This is a genomic window from Brochothrix campestris FSL F6-1037 (assembly GCF_000525915.1).
In the GTDB taxonomy this organism is placed as follows: domain Bacteria; phylum Bacillota; class Bacilli; order Lactobacillales; family Listeriaceae; genus Brochothrix; species Brochothrix campestris.
In genome coordinates this window covers 1-18,182 of record NZ_AODH01000018.1, presented here as the reverse complement: position 1 = coordinate 18,182, position 18,182 = coordinate 1, and the positions used below count along the sequence as shown (strand labels likewise).

General features: G+C 41.2%; 22 protein-coding genes and 2 pseudogenes. 19 read left to right on the top strand and 5 right to left on the bottom strand.

All coding sequences use genetic code 11. The features are described from left to right. Positions 1–182 precede the first annotated feature (182 nt). From BCAMP_RS04710 to BCAMP_RS04675, 9 genes and pseudogenes are all read left to right on the top strand, one after another. Positions 183–1,019: a hypothetical protein gene (locus BCAMP_RS04710; protein ID WP_035314088.1), complete on the top strand. Its 837-nt coding sequence runs from the start codon at positions 183–185 to the stop codon at positions 1,017–1,019. Then, positions 1,016–1,210 (top strand): ATP-binding cassette domain-containing protein, encoded by a 195-nt coding sequence (locus tag BCAMP_RS12520; protein ID WP_051456891.1) that lies wholly within the window; start codon positions 1,016–1,018, stop codon positions 1,208–1,210. Before BCAMP_RS04710 ends, BCAMP_RS12520 begins: the two co-directional genes overlap by 4 nt. 177 nt (positions 1,211–1,387) lie before the next feature. Continuing rightward, positions 1,388–1,552: a hypothetical protein gene (locus BCAMP_RS13440; protein ID WP_156921142.1), complete on the top strand. Its 165-nt coding sequence runs from the start codon at positions 1,388–1,390 to the stop codon at positions 1,550–1,552. A 25-nt stretch (positions 1,553–1,577) separates the two neighbouring features. Next, entirely contained in the window at positions 1,578–1,940 is a 363-nt protein-coding gene (locus BCAMP_RS04700; protein ID WP_035314086.1) for a hypothetical protein, read from the top strand. 134 nt (positions 1,941–2,074) lie between these two features. Next, a complete protein-coding gene (locus BCAMP_RS04695; RefSeq protein ID WP_035314084.1) occupies positions 2,075–2,737 on the top strand; it encodes a tetratricopeptide repeat protein in 663 nt (220 codons plus the stop codon). Positions 2,738–2,753: 16 nt separating this feature from the next. Next, positions 2,754–5,137 (top strand): annotated as a pseudogene (recD2, locus tag BCAMP_RS04690) (SF1B family DNA helicase RecD2). A gap of 112 nt (positions 5,138–5,249) precedes the next feature. After that, the gene (locus tag BCAMP_RS04685; RefSeq protein ID WP_035314082.1) at positions 5,250–5,669 is read left to right on the top strand and encodes an organic hydroperoxide resistance protein; all 420 of its coding nucleotides are present in this window, start codon (positions 5,250–5,252) and stop codon (positions 5,667–5,669) included. A gap of 19 nt (positions 5,670–5,688) precedes the next feature. Then, positions 5,689–6,120: a MarR family winged helix-turn-helix transcriptional regulator gene (locus tag BCAMP_RS04680; RefSeq protein WP_051456889.1), complete on the top strand. Its 432-nt coding sequence runs from the start codon at positions 5,689–5,691 to the stop codon at positions 6,118–6,120. Next, positions 6,117–6,776: a nitroreductase family protein gene (locus BCAMP_RS04675; protein WP_035314079.1), complete on the top strand. Its 660-nt coding sequence runs from the start codon at positions 6,117–6,119 to the stop codon at positions 6,774–6,776. The genes BCAMP_RS04680 and BCAMP_RS04675 overlap by 4 nt, the downstream gene beginning before the upstream one ends. 137 nt (positions 6,777–6,913) lie before the next feature. Here BCAMP_RS04675 and BCAMP_RS04670 read toward each other — a convergent pair whose 3' ends face one another. The 4 genes from BCAMP_RS04670 to BCAMP_RS04660 form a co-directional block, all read right to left on the bottom strand. Continuing rightward, positions 6,914–7,375 carry a hypothetical protein gene (locus BCAMP_RS04670; RefSeq protein ID WP_035314078.1) on the bottom strand — a complete coding sequence of 154 codons (462 nt, stop codon included), beginning with the start codon at positions 7,373–7,375 and terminating at the stop codon, positions 6,914–6,916. Between the two features lie 170 nt (positions 7,376–7,545). After that, complete coding sequence (locus BCAMP_RS12510) at positions 7,546–7,962, bottom strand: ATP-binding protein (protein ID WP_051456888.1); 417 nt, start codon at positions 7,960–7,962, stop codon at positions 7,546–7,548. Beyond that, on the bottom strand, positions 7,892–8,971 hold the full coding sequence (locus BCAMP_RS04665) for a sensor histidine kinase (protein WP_198015709.1): 1,080 nt from the start codon (positions 8,969–8,971) through the stop codon (positions 7,892–7,894). The genes BCAMP_RS12510 and BCAMP_RS04665 overlap by 71 nt, the downstream gene beginning before the upstream one ends. A 5-nt stretch (positions 8,972–8,976) precedes the next feature. Next, entirely contained in the window at positions 8,977–9,672 is a 696-nt protein-coding gene (locus BCAMP_RS04660; protein ID WP_035314076.1) for a response regulator transcription factor, read from the bottom strand. A gap of 412 nt (positions 9,673–10,084) precedes the next feature. Between BCAMP_RS04660 and alaS the strand changes: the two genes are divergently transcribed. From alaS to BCAMP_RS04615, 10 genes are all read left to right on the top strand, one after another. Next, positions 10,085–12,733: an alanine--tRNA ligase gene (alaS, locus tag BCAMP_RS04655; RefSeq protein WP_035314075.1), complete on the top strand. Its 2,649-nt coding sequence runs from the start codon at positions 10,085–10,087 to the stop codon at positions 12,731–12,733. An 84-nt stretch (positions 12,734–12,817) separates the two neighbouring features. Beyond that, positions 12,818–13,087, top strand: coding sequence for an IreB family regulatory phosphoprotein (locus BCAMP_RS04650; protein ID WP_035314074.1), 270 nt, complete (start codon positions 12,818–12,820; stop codon positions 13,085–13,087). A gap of 3 nt (positions 13,088–13,090) precedes the next feature. Further along, the gene (ruvX, locus tag BCAMP_RS04645; RefSeq protein ID WP_035314072.1) at positions 13,091–13,507 is read left to right on the top strand and encodes a Holliday junction resolvase RuvX; all 417 of its coding nucleotides are present in this window, start codon (positions 13,091–13,093) and stop codon (positions 13,505–13,507) included. A gap of 23 nt (positions 13,508–13,530) precedes the next feature. Continuing rightward, complete coding sequence (locus BCAMP_RS04640) at positions 13,531–13,854, top strand: DUF1292 domain-containing protein (protein WP_035314070.1); 324 nt, start codon at positions 13,531–13,533, stop codon at positions 13,852–13,854. 181 nt (positions 13,855–14,035) lie between these two features. After that, positions 14,036–15,106 (top strand): endolytic transglycosylase MltG, encoded by a 1,071-nt coding sequence (gene mltG, locus BCAMP_RS04635; protein ID WP_035314068.1) that lies wholly within the window; start codon positions 14,036–14,038, stop codon positions 15,104–15,106. 18 nt (positions 15,107–15,124) lie between these two features. Then, complete coding sequence (gene udk, locus BCAMP_RS04630) at positions 15,125–15,757, top strand: uridine kinase (protein ID WP_035314067.1); 633 nt, start codon at positions 15,125–15,127, stop codon at positions 15,755–15,757. Positions 15,758–15,866: 109 nt separating this feature from the next. Further along, positions 15,867–16,343: a transcription elongation factor GreA gene (greA, locus tag BCAMP_RS04625; protein WP_084038540.1), complete on the top strand. Its 477-nt coding sequence runs from the start codon at positions 15,867–15,869 to the stop codon at positions 16,341–16,343. Between the two features lie 145 nt (positions 16,344–16,488). After that, on the top strand, positions 16,489–16,716 hold the full coding sequence (locus tag BCAMP_RS13435) for a hypothetical protein (protein ID WP_156921141.1): 228 nt from the start codon (positions 16,489–16,491) through the stop codon (positions 16,714–16,716). A 115-nt stretch (positions 16,717–16,831) separates the two neighbouring features. After that, complete coding sequence (locus BCAMP_RS13015) at positions 16,832–17,176, top strand: YrrS family protein (RefSeq protein WP_084038538.1); 345 nt, start codon at positions 16,832–16,834, stop codon at positions 17,174–17,176. A gap of 15 nt (positions 17,177–17,191) precedes the next feature. Continuing rightward, positions 17,192–17,890 carry a 5'-methylthioadenosine/adenosylhomocysteine nucleosidase gene (locus BCAMP_RS04615; protein WP_035314065.1) on the top strand — a complete coding sequence of 233 codons (699 nt, stop codon included), beginning with the start codon at positions 17,192–17,194 and terminating at the stop codon, positions 17,888–17,890. Positions 17,891–18,024: 134 nt separating this feature from the next. Here the strand turns inward: BCAMP_RS04615 and BCAMP_RS14285 are convergent. After that, positions 18,025–18,182 (bottom strand): annotated as a pseudogene (locus BCAMP_RS14285) (IS3 family transposase); the annotation flags it as partial.

The following is an 18,182-nucleotide window of genomic DNA, read 5'->3' as shown; positions in this document are numbered from 1 at the left end:
TAGATTGTTTCGTTTGGAAATAGGCTTCTATCATTACAAGCTCATTTGGTGTAAGATGTTTATAGGTCATTTGTCTTCACTCCTAATAATTCTTTGGTCGGAACTATTTTGAGTGTCGCACAAATGACTTTTTTATTTGTCTAGCTTAATTTTACTATCGGCGAGACTATAAAGCCCTACAGTTGAATCAAGCGGGTTTACAGTTTGCTGACATGCATTTAATGGAAGGTACATTCTTTACAAGCCCAACATTTCTGCAAACGTACGACATGAATGTGCCAGTGCTGTTAGGTGCGGCTTATCGTCCTTACCACAGCATTAGTGACACGTTGAAAATTGAGTATTTAGGCGCGGTTATGAACGTAGTGGTTCAAGGTTTTACTGCACAAAATCAAGTGTTATTTTTACGGGAGGATGAAACATTTGATTTGAATCGTTACCTTATTTTGCCATTTTTAATTGATTTAGCCCTGCCACAGTCCGAGCAGACAGCTGCCTTTCAACAGCGTCATTTTTTGAATGCAGTGAATGGGTACTTGTATACCAATGACTCTCTTAGTCATGTTCAACACGCAATCGCTCAGGCTTCAGCAACAATTAACAATTTTCCGTCATTGCAAATTATTGGTGTTAGTACTCAATTCATTAGTGATTTTATAGCGGGATTACAAGAGAGTCAGTTGTATTTACGCTTAATAACGATGGTGCTATTTATTTGTACAACAGCTGCAGTTACAGCCTTAGCAGTCTATAAAATCAAACTTTTTCGAGCCGATTATGTGTTGCATTTAGTTATCGGAGCGAAATGGTATTTTTTGACAACCGTCGTGATGGTCGAACTGCTGTTACAAACGGTGCTTGCAAGCTTTATTGTTGTGTTGCCCTTGTATTGGTTTAGTGGGAGTTGGTTAGTAGTTGGGCGCTTAGCGATGTTGCTTTTGGTGATGCAATTACTACCAGGTGTGAGTATTGCGCAGGTGTTTTATCATTTGAGTAAAGATGAAGGAGGTCAAAAATGATTGTGTTACGGCAGGTGGCAAAAAGCTTTGAGGATGGCGAAAGACAAAAACAATTGTTTGAAGGACTTAGTTTAAAAATTGCCCGTGGCTCCTTTGTTTGTATTCGCGGCCGCAGTGGTGCGGGAAAATCAACCTTATTAAAAATCCTTGCCGGTTTAATTGTTAGCGATCGAGGTGACGTTTTTTTTTGAAGGAAAGGCTTTTAGCACATTTACTGCGAATGAGCGGAGTGATTTTTGTCGTGATAAGATTGGCTTCATTTTTCAAGAAGCACCACTCATTAGTCGTAAAACAGTCTTTGATAACATTGCGTTGCCATTGAAATATCAACAGATAGCGCCGCAAGAAATTGCACAGCGGGTTGAACAGTGGTTAACGAAGTTAGCAATCAGTCCGTTGCACTTGATGATGAAAATGAACGTCAGGTGATGTCATTGTTACAAACGCATCGCCAGCCGGAACAAACGCTTGTGCTCGACACACATAATGATGCTCTGGCTCAAGCAGCGGACCAGGTGATTGATATTAGCTAGCAAACTAACAAGGAGAATGAAGAATATGAAACGTGGCCTACTTTTAACTGGAATCGTTTTAGGTATAATGCTAGTAAGTCAGACCGTTCAAGCTGATTATGCTTATGTTGGATGGATTGAAGGAGAAGGGTATCAACCATTGGCGAAGGTCGCTAGTAAACCTGAATCACATAGAGGATGGACAAATTATGCAGGGAATTATAAACAGGGTCATGCCGAGACAAAGTGGAAAGGGAAAAAACATTATAGTCGTGTACAGATGAAAACAACCATTTGGCCGCACTATGTTAGGGTAGATACAGGTCGTGTATGGGTTAAAGATAAAACTTCGGCACATGTTAGTAAGAGTGTGATGAGAAATACAACCGATACGTATTGGGGAAGTTGAGCAAAAGTTAAAAGTTGTAAGCTGTCTCTTAAAAAGAGGCAGCTTTTATTACGCTAAAAGACGTGCAATGGTTTTAAAACCTGTAATATATGGTAAAATGAAAGAATGATTAGATAAAGAGGAGCGAAAGACACATGACAGATTTAAATGCAAAAGCGTTAGAACATATGCAAAAAGGTGAAGTAGAAGAAGCGGTGAAAGTGTTAACCGCACAAATTGAAAACGAGCCGACCGATGTTGTCGCATACGTCAACTTTGGTAACGTGTTACTGTCAATGGGTGATGTTGAACGCGCAGCCCGTTTTTATGACCGTGCCATCGAAGTCGATGCAGAGGCACCGACGATTTATTATAGTTATGGTAATCTGTATTACCAAGCTCAAGAATACACAAAAGCAGCTCGAAAATTTCAACTAGCACTCGAAAAAGGCTTGGATGAAGCTGATGTTTATTTCATGCTGGGCATTTCGTTATTAACAGACGGTAAAGCAAAACTAGCGTTGCCTTATTTGTTAACAGCTACCGAAAAAAATCCGACCGATACCGAAGCCTTATTCCAATATGCCCTTGTATTAGCGCAACTTGAAATGATGCCAGAAGCGATTGCTGCGTTTGAACAAGTATTAGTACTGGATGAAACACAGGCTGATGCGTTGTATTATTTAGCAACTGCCCGCTTGATGAATGGTGAAGATTCAAACCTCATTACACCATTATTCGAGCAAGTATTAGTGCTTGATCCAACACATGAAATGGCGCAAAGTGCGCTTGATGCTATTCGTGCTTACGAACAATAAGGGGAGGTAAAGACCGATGGTTGAACAAAGTAAGACAGATGCAGCTGTAACTGAACCACTCTATGTTAAAGGTAATGTTGTTACAACCATCTTTCATAATGCCACGAACCTTTTTTCAGTATTACGACTGGAAGTAAAAGATAGCAATGTTGAGTGGGAGGACCGCGAAATTGTCGTAACAGGCTATTTGCCACAGTTATCGCCGGAAGAACGCTACCATCTCGAAGGCACCGTGTCTGAGCATCCTAAGTATGGCCGCCAGTTCCAAGTCACCACCTTTAAAAAAGAATTACCAGCGACAAAAGCAGGCGTTGCGAGTTACTTATCGAGTGACATGTTTAAAGGGGTGGGGAAGAAAACGGCCGAAAAAATTGTTGATGTATTGGGTAACGACGCCATCTCACGTATATTACAAGATGCCACCGTCTTAGACCAGGTTCCTAAATTGACGGCTAAACTAAAAAAAACACTGGCACAAACCTTACAAGAAAATGAAGGCCTTGAGCTCGTGATGATTAAATTAAATGAGATGGGCTTTGGGCCCCAACTCGCGATGCGTATCTTTCAAACGTATCAACAAAAAAACGCTCGAAGTGATTAACGAAAACCCTTTCCAATTAATCCATGATGTTGCCGGTATTGGCTTTGGCCGTGCCGATGAACTCGGACAAAAAATCGGGATGGGTGGTAATCATCCTGCTCGCCTCAGTGCGGCGCTAATGTTTACCGTTGATTCTGAGTGTATGCAAAATGGCCATGTTTACTTAGAATATGATGAAACAGTCATGAGTACGAAGCGATTGCTCGTAACGAGTGATGGCACGAGTATTGCCGAAACTGAAATTAGCGATGCCCTCCAAAGTTTGCTGCAAAATAATGAGCTCGTGCAAGAAGAAACGCGTATTTACTTGCCCTCGTTGTATCATGCCGAAAAAGGGGTGGCACATCATTTACTCCGTCTGCAAAAGGCACAGGCGAAGCGGACTTTATTCGAGAAAGCTGATTTTTTAAAGGCGCTTGGAGAATTAGAAGAACGCATCAATGTCGCCTATGCACCCTCGCAAAGTGAAGCGATTGAAACCGCCCTTAATTCAGCAACGATGATTTTAACCGGTGGTCCCGGTACCGGTAAGACGACCGTCATTAAAGGAATTGTTGAATTGTTTGCTGAATTGAATGGCCTCAGTTTAGATCCGAGTGCCTATAAGGATGGCGGTCCGGCGTTCCCGGTCGTGTTGGCAGCACCAACTGGACGTGCAGCGAAGCGGATGAGTGAATCGACCAACTTACCAGCGATGACGATTCATCGACTGCTCGGTATGACCGGGCAAGAGAACAAGTCCGATGATGTTGAACGTGAACTCGAAGGGCAGTTACTCATTATCGATGAATCAAGTATGGTTGATATTTGGTTAGCGAATCAACTGCTTCGTTCCGTCCCGACCAACATGCAGGTCATCTTTGTCGGTGATAAAGATCAGTTGCCATCAGTCGGACCAGGCCAATTTTTAAAAGATATCTTAGCTTCAGCGGCTTTGCCGACGATTTCATTGACTGATATTTATCGTCAAGCTGAGGGGTCGTCAATTATCGAATTGGCCCATCATGTTAAAGAAGGCGTGTTACCCGCTGATTTCAAACAAAATACTGCCGATCGCTCTTTCTTCCATTGCAATACGCAACAGTTATCTGAGGTGGTCGGAAAAGTCGTCAAAAATGCAGCGAAAAAAAGGCTTTACTGCCAAAGACATTCAAGTGCTCATTCCACTTTATCGTGGTCCTGCCGGCATTACAAAAATGAATGAAGAACTGCAAGCGATTTTAAACCCGAACCCTGACGGTAAACGCAAGGAAATTCAATACGGTGATGTGCTTTATCGAGTGGGCGATAAGGTGTTGCAACTCGTGAACCAACCCGAAAGCAATGTTTTTAACGGTGATATGGGAACGATTGTCAGCATCATTTATGCCAAAGAGACGATTGAAAAGCAAGACACGTTGGTGATTGAATTCGATCAAACGGAAGTGACTTATTTGCGGGGCGATTTAAATCAAATTACACATGCATACTGCTGTTCGGTACATAAGGCACAGGGCTCAGAGTTTCCCATTGTGATTTTACCGATGTTGAAGTCGTATTACCGGATGTTACGCCGCGATATTTTATACACTGCGATGACGAGAAGCCGGCAGTTTTTAATTATGTGTGGTGAAGAATCAGCCTTTGAACAGGCAACCGTCCGCCAAAGTGATATTTCACGACATACATCCTTACTGCAACGACTAACGCGCACGACTGCGGAACCCGAACCGGTGAGTGCAACAGCTGACTACATTTTAACACCTGAAAATGTCCATACGATTGATCCGATGATTGGCATGACCGAAGTGGAAAATTAAAGCGAAACCAGCTGTTACGATTCAATCACGTGACAGCTGCTTTTTTTTATGGTAAATTATATTGTGCGCAACTTAATTGTGAACAATTAAAAAAACGAGAGGATGATCAATAATGAAAAAATTATATGAAACAACGATTATTAATACTGGGGGACGCAGTGGTGAAGTATCGTCACCCGACAATATTTTTTACTATGATATTTCAGCTCCGACTGAATTAGGTGGCGATGGAGGTTCAGGTACCAATCCAGAACAGCTGTTTGCAGCAGGTTATAGCGCTTGTTTTAACAGTGCTTTAGAAGTTGTAATGCAACGTGCACAAATTAAAACAACAAGTACAGTAACAGGGACTGTGACACTTTATGGTGATCCAGTCGACAACGGTTTCAAAATTGGTGTTATACTAGACGTACAAATCGCTAATGTCGACCATGAAACAGCGCAAGCACTCGTAGCTAAAGCGCATGACGTTTGCCCGTATTCAAAAGCAACCCGCGGCAACATCGATGTCACATTAAACGTTGTAGACTAATTAAAGTGAGGGAATAAGCGTGATTCTAAATCAACAAGTGTGTTTTACTGTCCACAAGCTGGCCCGACAATTTGACCAACTCTATCGTCCTCTTTTAGAACGTTTTGAGCTAACTTATCCGCAATACCTCGTCTTGCTTGTGTTATGGGAAGAAAATCAGTTAAGTGTGACGCAAATTGGTGAACGCGTCCAGCTAAACTCAGGCACGTTGTCGCCAATGTTGAAACGAATGGAAGCTAGTCAACTAGTGCTACGTCAACGTTCACAAACAGACGAACGTAAAGTCGTCATTGTCTTAACCGATAAGGCGAAGATACTAGAAGCAGATGTTAAAGCAGCCGTCGTGAACTGTTTCGGCGCGCTCGATTTGCCCGTAGAACAAGAAGAAAACATACTTGCCAAACTAAATGATTTAATCACAGTAATAAACAAAGGGAGTAACATTAAATGACTAAAGATATCCGCTTAATTGACGCAATCAACAGCCGTCATTCCGTTAAAGTATTTGATGAAACGGTCAAAATACCACGAGCTGAAATGGAAGAGATGCTGACCCTAGCAACACGAGCACCTTCTTCGATTAATTTACAGCCCTGGCGCTTCGTGATTGTTGAAGCTGCCGAACAAAAACAAAAGTTAGACAAACTGGTTCGCTTTAATCAGGGGCAGTTACACAGCTCAGCCGCGATGATCTTAATTTTAGGCGATGCGAACCATGCCGATAGAGTCGAAGAAATTTTCGGACAAAATGTGGCTGCTGGAACAATGACGCCCGAAGTGAAGGACTACTTTGTGAAGGCTGTTAATGAAACGATAATTGCCGCCCCAACGACAGTTCGTCATGCACTTGCGACGAACGATGCAAACTTAGTTGCCATGCAATTAATGCTCGTTGCAAAAGCCTACGGTTATGATACAAATCCGATTGGTGGGTTTGAACGTGAAGAAGTGATGGCGGCCTTAAACATCGATAGCGAACGCTACCAAGCCGTCATGTTTGTTGCAATCGGGAAGGCGGCCAAAGTTGCCCATCCATCGCCACGTTTACCAGTGAGTGAACTTATCAGTTGGAATGAAGGAACCAACGGAATAGTCGGTCGCAAATAAAAACAGAATTATTTGCATCCCAATGCTGTCCGAAAGCGTGTCGGTGAGTTATCTGCACTGCAGCTTCGTAAAAAAGACAGTATAAAAAAAGCGTGTCACACAATGTTTTAAGTTGTGTGACACGCTTTTTTTGTACCTTATTCAGCTGCACCATGGAATTTACGCATGATTTTATCGGCTGCTTTGTAATGTTCTTCAGTGAAAACGTATTTTTCACGTTTGTACACTTTTTGACGCTCGCCCCAACCCTCAGCTGTGCGCGGACGTTCATTTTTATATTCTTTGTATTCAACGTTTAATGTTTTTTGTGCAACTTGCACATCAACCATCTTCAGTTTATACACATCAAGCATTGAATAAAACGCTTGTTTACGTTCTTCAGCCGGTGCGTTAGCATCCTTTATGCGTGTCATTGCTGCAGTCATAATGGCAAATTCAGGTGCATCTTCACCGTAGATAAAGTTCGTATCTGCCTTTTCAAGTGACGCATCATAGTTGTTATCCTCAGTAATACCATATGATTCTTTGATTTTAGCAACAAGCACCTTGTGATCCATTGCTTCTTTAGCCGGTTTAGCGACTGTTTTTTTTAAACTCATTTGAGAAAAAGATGTCTCTTACATTTGCAAGGTCAATCGATTTTTCCATAATTTTTACGCGACGTGCCATTAAAAAATTCCTCCTCTATCGATACATTAATATAGTATAGCACAAATCACGAATAAAAGAATAGAGGCTGAAGGCGATTAGCCTTCAGCCTCTGCTCAGGTTAGTTGTGTGTTTCTGCTGTTAAGCGCGGGAGGGTCACAGTAAAACAAGTGCCGTGTCCTTCTTCGCTCCGGACGCTAATAGTGCCATCATGAAAAGCGATTAACTGCTTCACGATTGATAAACCAATGCCGGATTCGCCATACTTTGTATTCGTCCGCGAAATATCGGCTTTATAAAATCGTTCCCAAATTTCTTCAATCGCTTGTTTGCTAATGCCAATGCCACTGTCTTCAATTTCAATTATTGTATCAGTCGCCGTTTGAAAACCACGTAAGGTAATCAAACCGTTATCGGTAAATTGAATGCTGTTTTTGACAATGTTAATTAAAACCTGTGTAATGCGGTCATAATCGGCATTTAATAAAATCGAGGCATCGATTTCGAGACGGATTTCGTTGTTTTTTTTGTTGCGCACTAAATGCCAGTGAGTCTTTTACAATCTCAAACAACTCCAGTAATTGAAACTCATTTTTATGCAATACCACTTGATTCGTTCGAATCCGTTCGTAATCGATATTTTCATTCACTAACCGAATTAAACGCTTCGCTTCTGTTTGTATCAAGCGGATACTTTCATGTGATTCCTCAGGCGGTATCACATCTGTCACTAACGCATCAGCCACACCGCTAATAGTGGTAAGCGGTGTCCGCAGTTCGTGTGAAACATCGACGGTGAATTGACGACGTCGCCGTTCCTGTAAGGCGATTTCTTCATTCGATTGTTTTAAAGATAAGGCCATCCGATCGAAGTCATTCGCTAAGTTACCGATTTCATCGGCGTCTTTCGAATGCAGTTGCACATCAAAATTACCATCACTAATCAATTGTGTCGCTTGTTGTAATTTGTTGATTCGCTTCACTTGAAACCGAGAGAAAATATAACTTAACACTAGGGCTAGCAGCAACGAAGCGCCACTGGCAATTACGACGTTATTACGTAAAGTATTAATCGCCTTCTCAATCTCCGACACAGGTGAAATTAATAAAATACCACCAGCGAAAACGCCCTTAGAAGTGGTGATTGGTGTCAGCACAAACGAAACTGTGCGATTGAACCGACCATCTTCAAAAGGAACGGCGATTTGATTGCCGTTTTTTAACTTTTCCCATTCGTTCGTATCAATTTGAAATGTTAGGCCTGTTTGTGCATATAAAAACGTCTTTTGAGCATCGAATAAGGTGATGGTAATATCCTTGGCATTCAATAAGGTCTGGTATTGCTCGACCTTATCAATACTGACTGTATTATCGGTCTTTTTAAATTCTTTCGCCATCGCCGTGCCAAAGGCCTTCAGTTCATCAACCTTACTATCATAGACATAACCGGATAAAAAATGGGTCATTAGAACGGCTATCACAGCACTCGTCATTAGTACAATGAATAAATTAGTTAAAAAGAGTTGGGTGAAATATTTGATTTTCATCGGAATCATTCCGTTTCATCGAATTTATAGCCAATACCCCAAACCGTGTGAATAAAGGCGTGTGTGTCAGTCGATATTTTTTTGCGAAGCCGTTTAATGTGAACGTCAACCGTCCGTTCGTCGCCATAAAATTGATAGCCCCACACCTGTTCAAGCAACTGCTCACGCGAAAAAACTTGGCGTGGATGCGCCATTAAAAAATAAAGCAAATCAAATTCTTTCGGCGTTAACGCGGCAACAGGAGTATCCTCAAAGAACAGTTCGTGCGTGGAGCGGCTAATTTTAAAAAAAGCGGTCGTTAAGGTATCTGCATCAGCAACTGTTTCTTTTTCTGTTGCTTGTGAGCGACGGGTAACGGCTTTAATTCGCGCCATCAATGTTAAGGCGTTGAATGGTTTCGTGACATAGTCATCGGCACCGAGTTCGAGTCCGAGTACCTGATCGGCTTCAGATTCTTTTGCCGTTAAAATAATGATAGGCACCTTACTCGTTTCCCGAATCGCCATGACAATCGACATCCCATCAAGCGAAGGGAGCATCAGGTCAACAATTATAATATCAAATTGCTCGGGTGTCTCCTTGTATAAATCGAGCCCTTGTTGGCCATCGTGGCTAAACGTCGCCTTGAAACCTTCCTTCTTAAAAAACATATTGACCATCTTACAAACACTTTCATTATCTTCAATCATTAAAACTTGCATGTGTAGTCCTCCAATTGGTTAATAGCTCGTACCATTTTATAATATATGCTCTACTATACTAGAATAAAGCACGAGCTGGCTAGTATAAGCCTTTCAAAGAAAGCGTAACTGCCTATTGAAATAATTGGTGAAATCATCTAAAATGATGATAAACACATAAAGTTAAATTTTGAAAAGGAATATTAAGGCATTCTTCATTTAAAGAGAGGCAGTTGCTCGGTTGAAACAACTGCTAATGAAAGCCGCGATACGCTACCTTTTTCGAGCATAACCTGCCGTCTCATCAACGTTAAAGGATGTTTAAGAGGTAATGATGTCTATGTCGTTGCAATTAGGGTGGTACCGCGATTTTTCGTCCCTAATATTGCAAAGGGATAGCTTTTTTTATTTTTATAGAGGAGGAAACTAACTAATGAAAGCTTTATCAGGTGCAGAAATCAGACAAATGTTCTTGGATTTCTTTGAATCAAAAGGTCATAAAATCGAACCAAGTGCGTCACTCGTTCCAAAGGAAGATCCAACCTTATTATGGATTAACTCAGGTGTAGCAACCCTCAAAAAATATTTTGATGGGACTGTTATTTCAGACAATCCCCGTTTAACAAATGCCCAAAAAGCAATTCGAACAAACGACATCGAAAACGTCGGTAAAACAGCCCGTCACCATACGTTCTTTGAAATGCTCGGTAACTTCTCAATCGGTGATTACTTCCGTGAAGATGCCATCAAATGGGCATGGGAATTATTAACAAGCGACGAATGGTTTGCAATGCCCAAAGAAAAACTGTACGTAACAGTTTTTCCCGATGATACGGAGTCAATTGCGGCTTGGAAAGCATTGGGCTTAGAAGATGAACGCATTATTCCGATTGAAGATAACTTCTGGGAAATTGGTGCAGGACCGTCTGGACCAAACACTGAAATTTTCTACGACCGTGGTGCAGCGTACGATGAAGCGAACATCGGACTCCGTTTATTGGCAGAGGATCTTGAAAACGATCGTTACATTGAAATCTGGAACGTTGTCTTATCACAATTCAACGCGGATCCAGCTGTACCAAGAAGTGAATACAAAGAATTACCGAATAAAAACATCGATACTGGGATGGGTCTTGAACGAATGGCATGTGTGTTACAAGAAGTTGAAACAAACTTCGAAAGTGACTTGTTTATGCCAATCATTGCCCATGTCGAACAAATTTCAGGCATTGCGTATGCAACAAGCAATGCCCAACAAAAACCAGCCTTTAAAGTGATTGCCGATCATATTCGAACAGTTTCATTTGCAGTTGGTGATGGTGCGTTGCCTTCGAATGAAGGACGAGGCTATGTGTTGCGTCGTTTAATTCGCCGTGCGGTTCGTTATGCGAAGTTTTTAAACATCGAAAAACCATTTATGTATGAATTAGTAGGCACAGTTGCTCGCATTATGAATGACTTCTATCCAGAAGTGACAAAAAATCAAGCCTTCATCGAAAAAGTTGTGCGTAACGAAGAAGAACGTTTCCACGAAACCTTAAATGACGGTTTAGCAATTTTAGAAAAACTAATTGCTGATGCAAAAGCCACCGGAACAACCGAATTACCAGGTGCAGCCATCTTTAAATTGTATGACACATATGGTTTCCCAGTTGAATTAACTGAGGAATACGCTGAGGATCAAGGCTTACAAGTCGATCATGCTGCGTTTGAAGTTGAGATGAACAAGCAACGTCAACGTGCGCGTGATGCTCGTAGCACAACGGATTCAATGAACATTCAAAGTGATGTGTTAGCAAAACTAACCATTGCGAGTGAGTTTGTTGGTTACACAGAGACACACACAGCCGCAACAGCTGTTGCAATCATTAAAGATGGTGAGGCAGTCGCTACACTCGTTGCAGGTGAAAAAGGTGAGGTTATCTTTGATAAAACACCGTTTTATGCGCAAGCAGGTGGTCAAGTTGCGGATACAGGTACGATTACATCTGCCACAACAGCAGCTGTCGTATCAGCTGTTCAAAAAGCACCACAAAAACAAAACATGCACAGTGTCAGCGTTCAAACAGGTGCGATTACAGTTGGTGAAGGCTACGACCTCCAAGTTGATGAAGCAGCCCGCCGTTTAATCGTTAAAAACCATACAGCAACGCATTTGCTACATCGTGCGTTGAAAAACACTCTAGGTGAGCATGTCAACCAAGCCGGTTCATTAGTAGAAGCAGAACGTCTCCGCTTTGACTTCTCACACTTCGGTCAAATTACAGCTGCCGAATTACAAACAATTGAAGCGGAAGTTAATGCGCGTATTTGGGATGAACTTGACGTGATGATTGAAGAAAAAGCAATTGAAGATGCAAAAAAATTAGGTGCGATGATGTTGTTCGGTGAAAAATACGGCGATGTCGTTCGTGTCGTTGAGATTGGCGATTACAGTCTCGAGTTTTGTGGGGGTGTTCATGTGCGTAACACTGCTGAAATTGGTCTCTTTAAGATTGTTTCTGAAAGTGGGACGGGCGCAGGGATTCGACGCATTGAGGCAGTTACAAGCAAGGCCGCGTACTTATTCGATGCTGATTTAATTAACGCCCTCAACACAGTAGCAATTGACCTGAAAGCGAAAGCATTAGATGTACCTGCTAAAGTCACACAACTTCAAGCCGATTTCAAGGCAGCTCAAACAGAGAGTGCAACCTTAGCTGCCCGCTTATCAGCCCAAGCAGCCCAATCAATCTTTGAAACACCGACTGTTGTGAACGATGTCAATGTGACGACAGCGAAGGTCGATGTTAAAGACATGAACCAATTACGTCAATTAGTTGACCTTTGGAAGCAAAAAGACGAAAGTGGCATTGTGGTCCTAATGGCAGCACCAGCCGCTGATAAAGTTAATATTATTGCAGCCGTTTCACCGGATCTTGTTAAAAAAGGCTATAAAGCTGGCGCCTTAATTAAAGAAGTTGCCATCATTTGTGGTGGTAACGGTGGTGGACGTCCTGACATGGCTCAGGCTGGTGGTAAAGACGCAAGTAAAGTTAGCGAGGCATTGGCAGCGGTAGCAACTTGGGTAGATGCACAGTAAGTGATGTTGCATTATGTTTGTGAGAACTAGGTAAATAGTGTAGAATAAAGGTGTATTCTAGCTTAGGAAGAAGAGGTGTTACGAATGCGTCCTTTTGATGAAACGATGAGATATGACTTTGGTGATGAAATCGAAAAACCAGTCGTTAAACAAGTTTTGCAACAAGTGTATGTAGCATTAGAAGAAAAAGGGTATAACCCAACAAGTCAAATCGTGGGCTATTTGTTAAGCGGAGACCCTGCTTACATTCCACGCCATAATGAGGCGCGACAATTAATCCGTGGCTTAGAACGCGATGAAATTATCGAAGAGTTGGTTAACAGTTATTTAACAGTAGAAAGTGAGACAAACTAACTTATGAGAACGATGGGATTAGACGTTGGTTCTCACACAGTCGGCGTTGCAATTAGTGATGCCTTGGGCTGGACCGCTCAAGGGATTGAAACAATACGCATTAAAGAAGATAAAGAACAGTTTGGTTTTGAGCGCGTCGCGGAGTTGATTGAGGAATACGTTGTCACTAAAATCGTTGTTGGTTATCCTAAGAATATGAATAATTCAATTGGTCCACGGGCAGAAGCGGCTGAACGTTATGCGCAGTCGCTCCGTGATCAGTTTAAGATTCCCGTTGTTTTATGGGATGAACGACTAACGACAGTAGCAGCAGAACGCACCTTGATTGACGCAGACGTACGACGAAGTAAACGCAAAGGGGTCATTGATAAATTAGCAGCAGTGTTAATTTTACAAGGCTACCTAAATTCACAATCATAAGATTGTTAAGGGGAGATTTTATAATGAGCGAACATAATCATGAACAAGCACATGACCACGAACACATTACGGTAATTGACGAAAACGGTAACGAAGAGTTATACGCTGTCTTACTTACTTTCGCACCAGAAAAAGAAAGCCCATTCTTTGGTAATTCATACGTTTACTGCTACCCAGAGAGCGATCACGACGCAGAAGAAGTTGAATTACAAGTGTATACTTACATTGAACAAGAAGACGGTACTGCAGGAGACTTGAAACCAGTTGTTGAAGATGATGAGTGGGATATGGTTGAAGAAGTATTAAATACGTTTTTAATTGATGAAGAAGAAGCTGGCGAAGAATAATATCGTATTACTTGCTTTGTTCCGATTTTGGAACAAGGCTTTTTTATTTAGGTCTTAATGAGAATAATTGCGCAATATGAGAGCATTATTGCTAGTTCACGTCTGATAGTGCTTGAAAAAATGCCGAAAGATAGCTATTATAGATAATGAAACTTGAGGACTCACAGAAAAGAGGAGAAAAATGAAGAAACGTAAAAAGTCATCCAACAAAGGTAAGATGATTGTTTTAACCGTTTTGAGTTTAATAGTAATCGTAGCGATAGGCGGCTACCTCTATTTTAACTACAGTATAGGTGCTGTTGATAAAACTAATAAAACAGATGTGTATATTAAAGTGAAGTCGGGTGATACGGTGGCGACCTTGGCAGATGAATTAGCTGCTAAAGATGTCATTCATCAGCCTATGATATTTAAATACTATGCAAAATATTTAAAACAAACAGAACTACGAGAAGGGCAATTTGCGGTTAATAAGACGATGACTGCCGAAGAAATTATGCAACAATTTGTCAGTGGGGATGAAGCGAGTGCGCCAGCCTTAACAATTCCAGAAGGGCTCAACTTACCGCAAACAGCGACTAAAATAGCTAAATATACCGGTCTCAAAGAAAAAGATGTACTGGTCCAAATGAACGATCAAGTGTTTGTGAAACAGATGATTGCGAAGTATCCGAATCTCTTAACCACTAACGTGTTAAAAGAAGGGGTGATGTATCCTCTTGAAGGTTACTTATTCCCGGCGACATATACATTTGCAGTCGGTGATAAACCAACAGTGCAAGAAATTGTCGAACAAATGATTATAAAAACAAATAAGGTGATTGAACCTCGCTTAGCCGAGATTAAAAAAACCAACTTAAGTGTTAATCAATTTTTAGCATTTACGTCGTTACTAGAAAAAGAAGCGACAGCACATACCGATCGTTCGAAGATTGCAAGTGTCTTTTACAACCGACTGGCGGCTAAGATGCCGATTCAATCTGATGTAACTGTCCTTTATGCCTTGAAAAAGACCGGGACAACCTTTGTCAGCTACGATGACATCGAAGTCGATTCACCATATAACACGTATCAAATCGACCATTTACCAATCGGTCCGATTAGTAACAGCAGTGAGTTGTCGATTGATGCGGCCTTAAAACCAGCAACAACTGATTATTACTATTTCTTAGCAGATACAGAAACAGGCGAGGTTTTTTACGCTAAAACATTAAAAGAACATAATAAATTAGCCGCAGAGCATATTAAATAAAAATAAGGGGAGTTAGACATGGGTAATCAATCAATCGTCATCGGTATCACAGGAGGAACAGGTTCAGGCAAGACGAGTGTGTCACGCTCAATCATCGAATATTTTTCAGGGAAATCTATTTTAATGATCGAACAAGATGCCTACTACAAAGATCAAAGCCACCTTTCCTTCGAAGAAAGACTTAACACGAACTATGACCATCCATTTGCCTTTGATACGGATCGTTTCATTAAAGATATTAAAGCGTTGCAAAGTGGTGAGGCCATCAAAAAACCGGTGTATGATTATGCTAATCACACGCGCTCAGCAGAAACAATCCACCAAGAATCCCAAGATGTTATTATTGTCGAAGGTATTTTAGTACTAGCTGATGAGCGTCTTCGCGACTTGATGGATATTAAAGTGTATGTCGATACCGACGATGACATTCGGATTATTCGACGAATGCTCCGTGATATTAAAGAACGTGGCCGTACGATTGAATCAGTCATCGAACAATACACAACTGTTGTTAAGCCAATGCACAATCAATTTATCGAACCGACCAAAAAATATGCTGATGTGATTATTCCTGAAGGTGGCGAAAATAAAGTAGCCATCGATTTATTACAAACAAAAGTGAGTCATTTCTTCCAAAATAAGGAAGGATAGTAGACAATTCAAGAAATAATATGTTACATTGATACAATAGTGTGTGCAGCGTGTAAGCGCTGTTCATCCAATAGATATCAATGCACTACAATTAAAGGGAGCGATTACTGTGGAAGAAAAAGTATTTCCAATGACATTAGAAGGTAAAGCAAAATTAGAAGATGAAATCCATGAACTTAAAACGGTCAAACGTAAAGAAGTGGTTGAACGTATTAAAATCGCGCGTGGCTTTGGTGACTTGAGTGAAAACTCTGAGTACGATGCAGCCAAAGATGAACAAGCCTTTGTTGAAGGTCGTATTACAACGCTTGAAAACATGGTACGTAATGCTCAAATTATTAATAGTTCAGAAGCAGCGACTGATATTATCTCAATTGGTAAAACAGTCACTTTCAAAGAATTACCAGCTGGTGATGAAGAAACATATACGATTGTTGGTAGTGCAGAAGCAGATCCGTTTAAAGGTCTTATTTCAAACGATTCACCAATCGCGAAAGCGTTACTTGGCCATAAAGTAGACGAACAAGTAACTGTACCTACTCCAGGTGGGGACATTGAAGTATTAATTACTGGATTAAAAGCATAAGCTGACTCTATTTAGCTATCGAAGCCGTGCCGACAGTTTATGTCGGTACGCTTTTTTTAGGTCGCATAAAAAAAGCAGTCTGTGTTAACCTTAGATTAATTATGTGATGTATGATAGTATTATTATGTAATTCGGAGGTGGAAACATGAGTGAACAAAAACGCTATCGTGGACAAGGGAAGCGGCAACGTACGCAGCCAAAGCAACCAATGGAAACGTCAACAACAACTGCTGGTAATTCACGGTTAACGAAGAGCCAAAGACGAAAAAAAAACAAATCTGATTTTAAACATCATGATTGGTGTGTTGCTCGTGCTAATTGCAACTACCTTGTACTTTGTCATTTTAACTACAGGCAACAACGAGCCACTTGATGGGGTAAAAGTGGCGAAGAATGAAGTGTCATCTGAGCAGGTAAAGCAACGTTCAGATGATGATGCTTCATCATCGACTAAAAAAAAAAACAAACAACTCAACTGACAAAAAAAAATCACTAAAGGTGAATCCAATAGTACGATTAAAGAAACATGGACTGCCGACTGGCAACCAATCGGAACGAAGCAAACCGGTCAGCATGTCAACTCGTATGAGAGTACAACGGTCGATTGGTCAGAAAAGCTCGCTGCTGTTGCGGCAGCCTTAGAACAGCCAGTCAACGTACTCGAAATCTGGTATGTGGAAAATGGGAGTGCAGCGGGCAGTGATTCAATCGCGACCGTTTCATTGAAAAGTGGTGGCGCACCGGCTTATCGGGCATACTTAAGCTGGGTCGATCAAAAAGGGTGGCAGGTCGATAAAATCGAAGTGTTAACCGTTAACGATAAAAAAGAATAGTGGGGATGGATAGAGATGAAATTTGGTATTATTGGTGCAATGGAATCAGAAGTAGAACAATTAAAAGCACAGTTAAGTAATCGCGTGGAACATCGCATCGCAAGTGGCTTATTTTATACGGGTCAATTAGCCGGTAAAGAGGTTGTATTATTACAATCGGGTATCGGCAAGGTGAATGCTGCCTTAACAACGGCATTGATGCTTGATTGTTTTGCACCAGACGTTGTGATTAATACAGGCTCAGCTGGTGGCTTGGATAGTGCCTTGAATGTCGGTGACGTTGTGTTGGCTAATCAAACAACCTATGGCGATGCTGATGCAACTGCTTTTGGTTACGCCTACGGTCAAGTTCCGCAAATGCCAGCCTTTTACGAGCCAGATCAGCAATTACAAACAAAAGTATTAGCGATCTTAACAGCCAACAGCAGTGAGCATCAAGTGGCGGAAGGTTTAATTGTGACAACCGATTCGTTTATTCACCGTCCTGATCAACGCGAGCATATTGTCTCGCATTTTCCAATGGCCAAAGCAGCCGAAATGGAAGCGACTGCAATCGCGCAAACAGCCTTTCAATTTAATGTGCCAAGCATTATTATTCGCTCGTTATCAGACATTGCGGGTAAAGAGTCGTCTGTCACTTATGATGAATTTTTACCATTAGCGGCTAAAAACTCAGCGAATATTGTCACAGCGATTGTAAAAGAGCTGAATTAAAGTAATGCAAAAAAAAGACAACTTAGTTGCATAACAGCACGGGAATGCAACTGCTTTTTGACACAATTTAAAAAGAGCATCTCATTAGGTCATCTTTTTCCGGTAATCCGGTAATCTATTGGTGAAAGATGACCTCATTTAGTTAAGACGCATTTGTTATTCCAAAATGTAATGTAATTTTCAACACTATCGATTACGATGTTATTAGAACCAATCGGTTCTTTGTTAATGTAGAATGTTTCAGACTTTAACGAGGAATGAAACAATTCTATTGGTGCGTTATCTGAAGCGT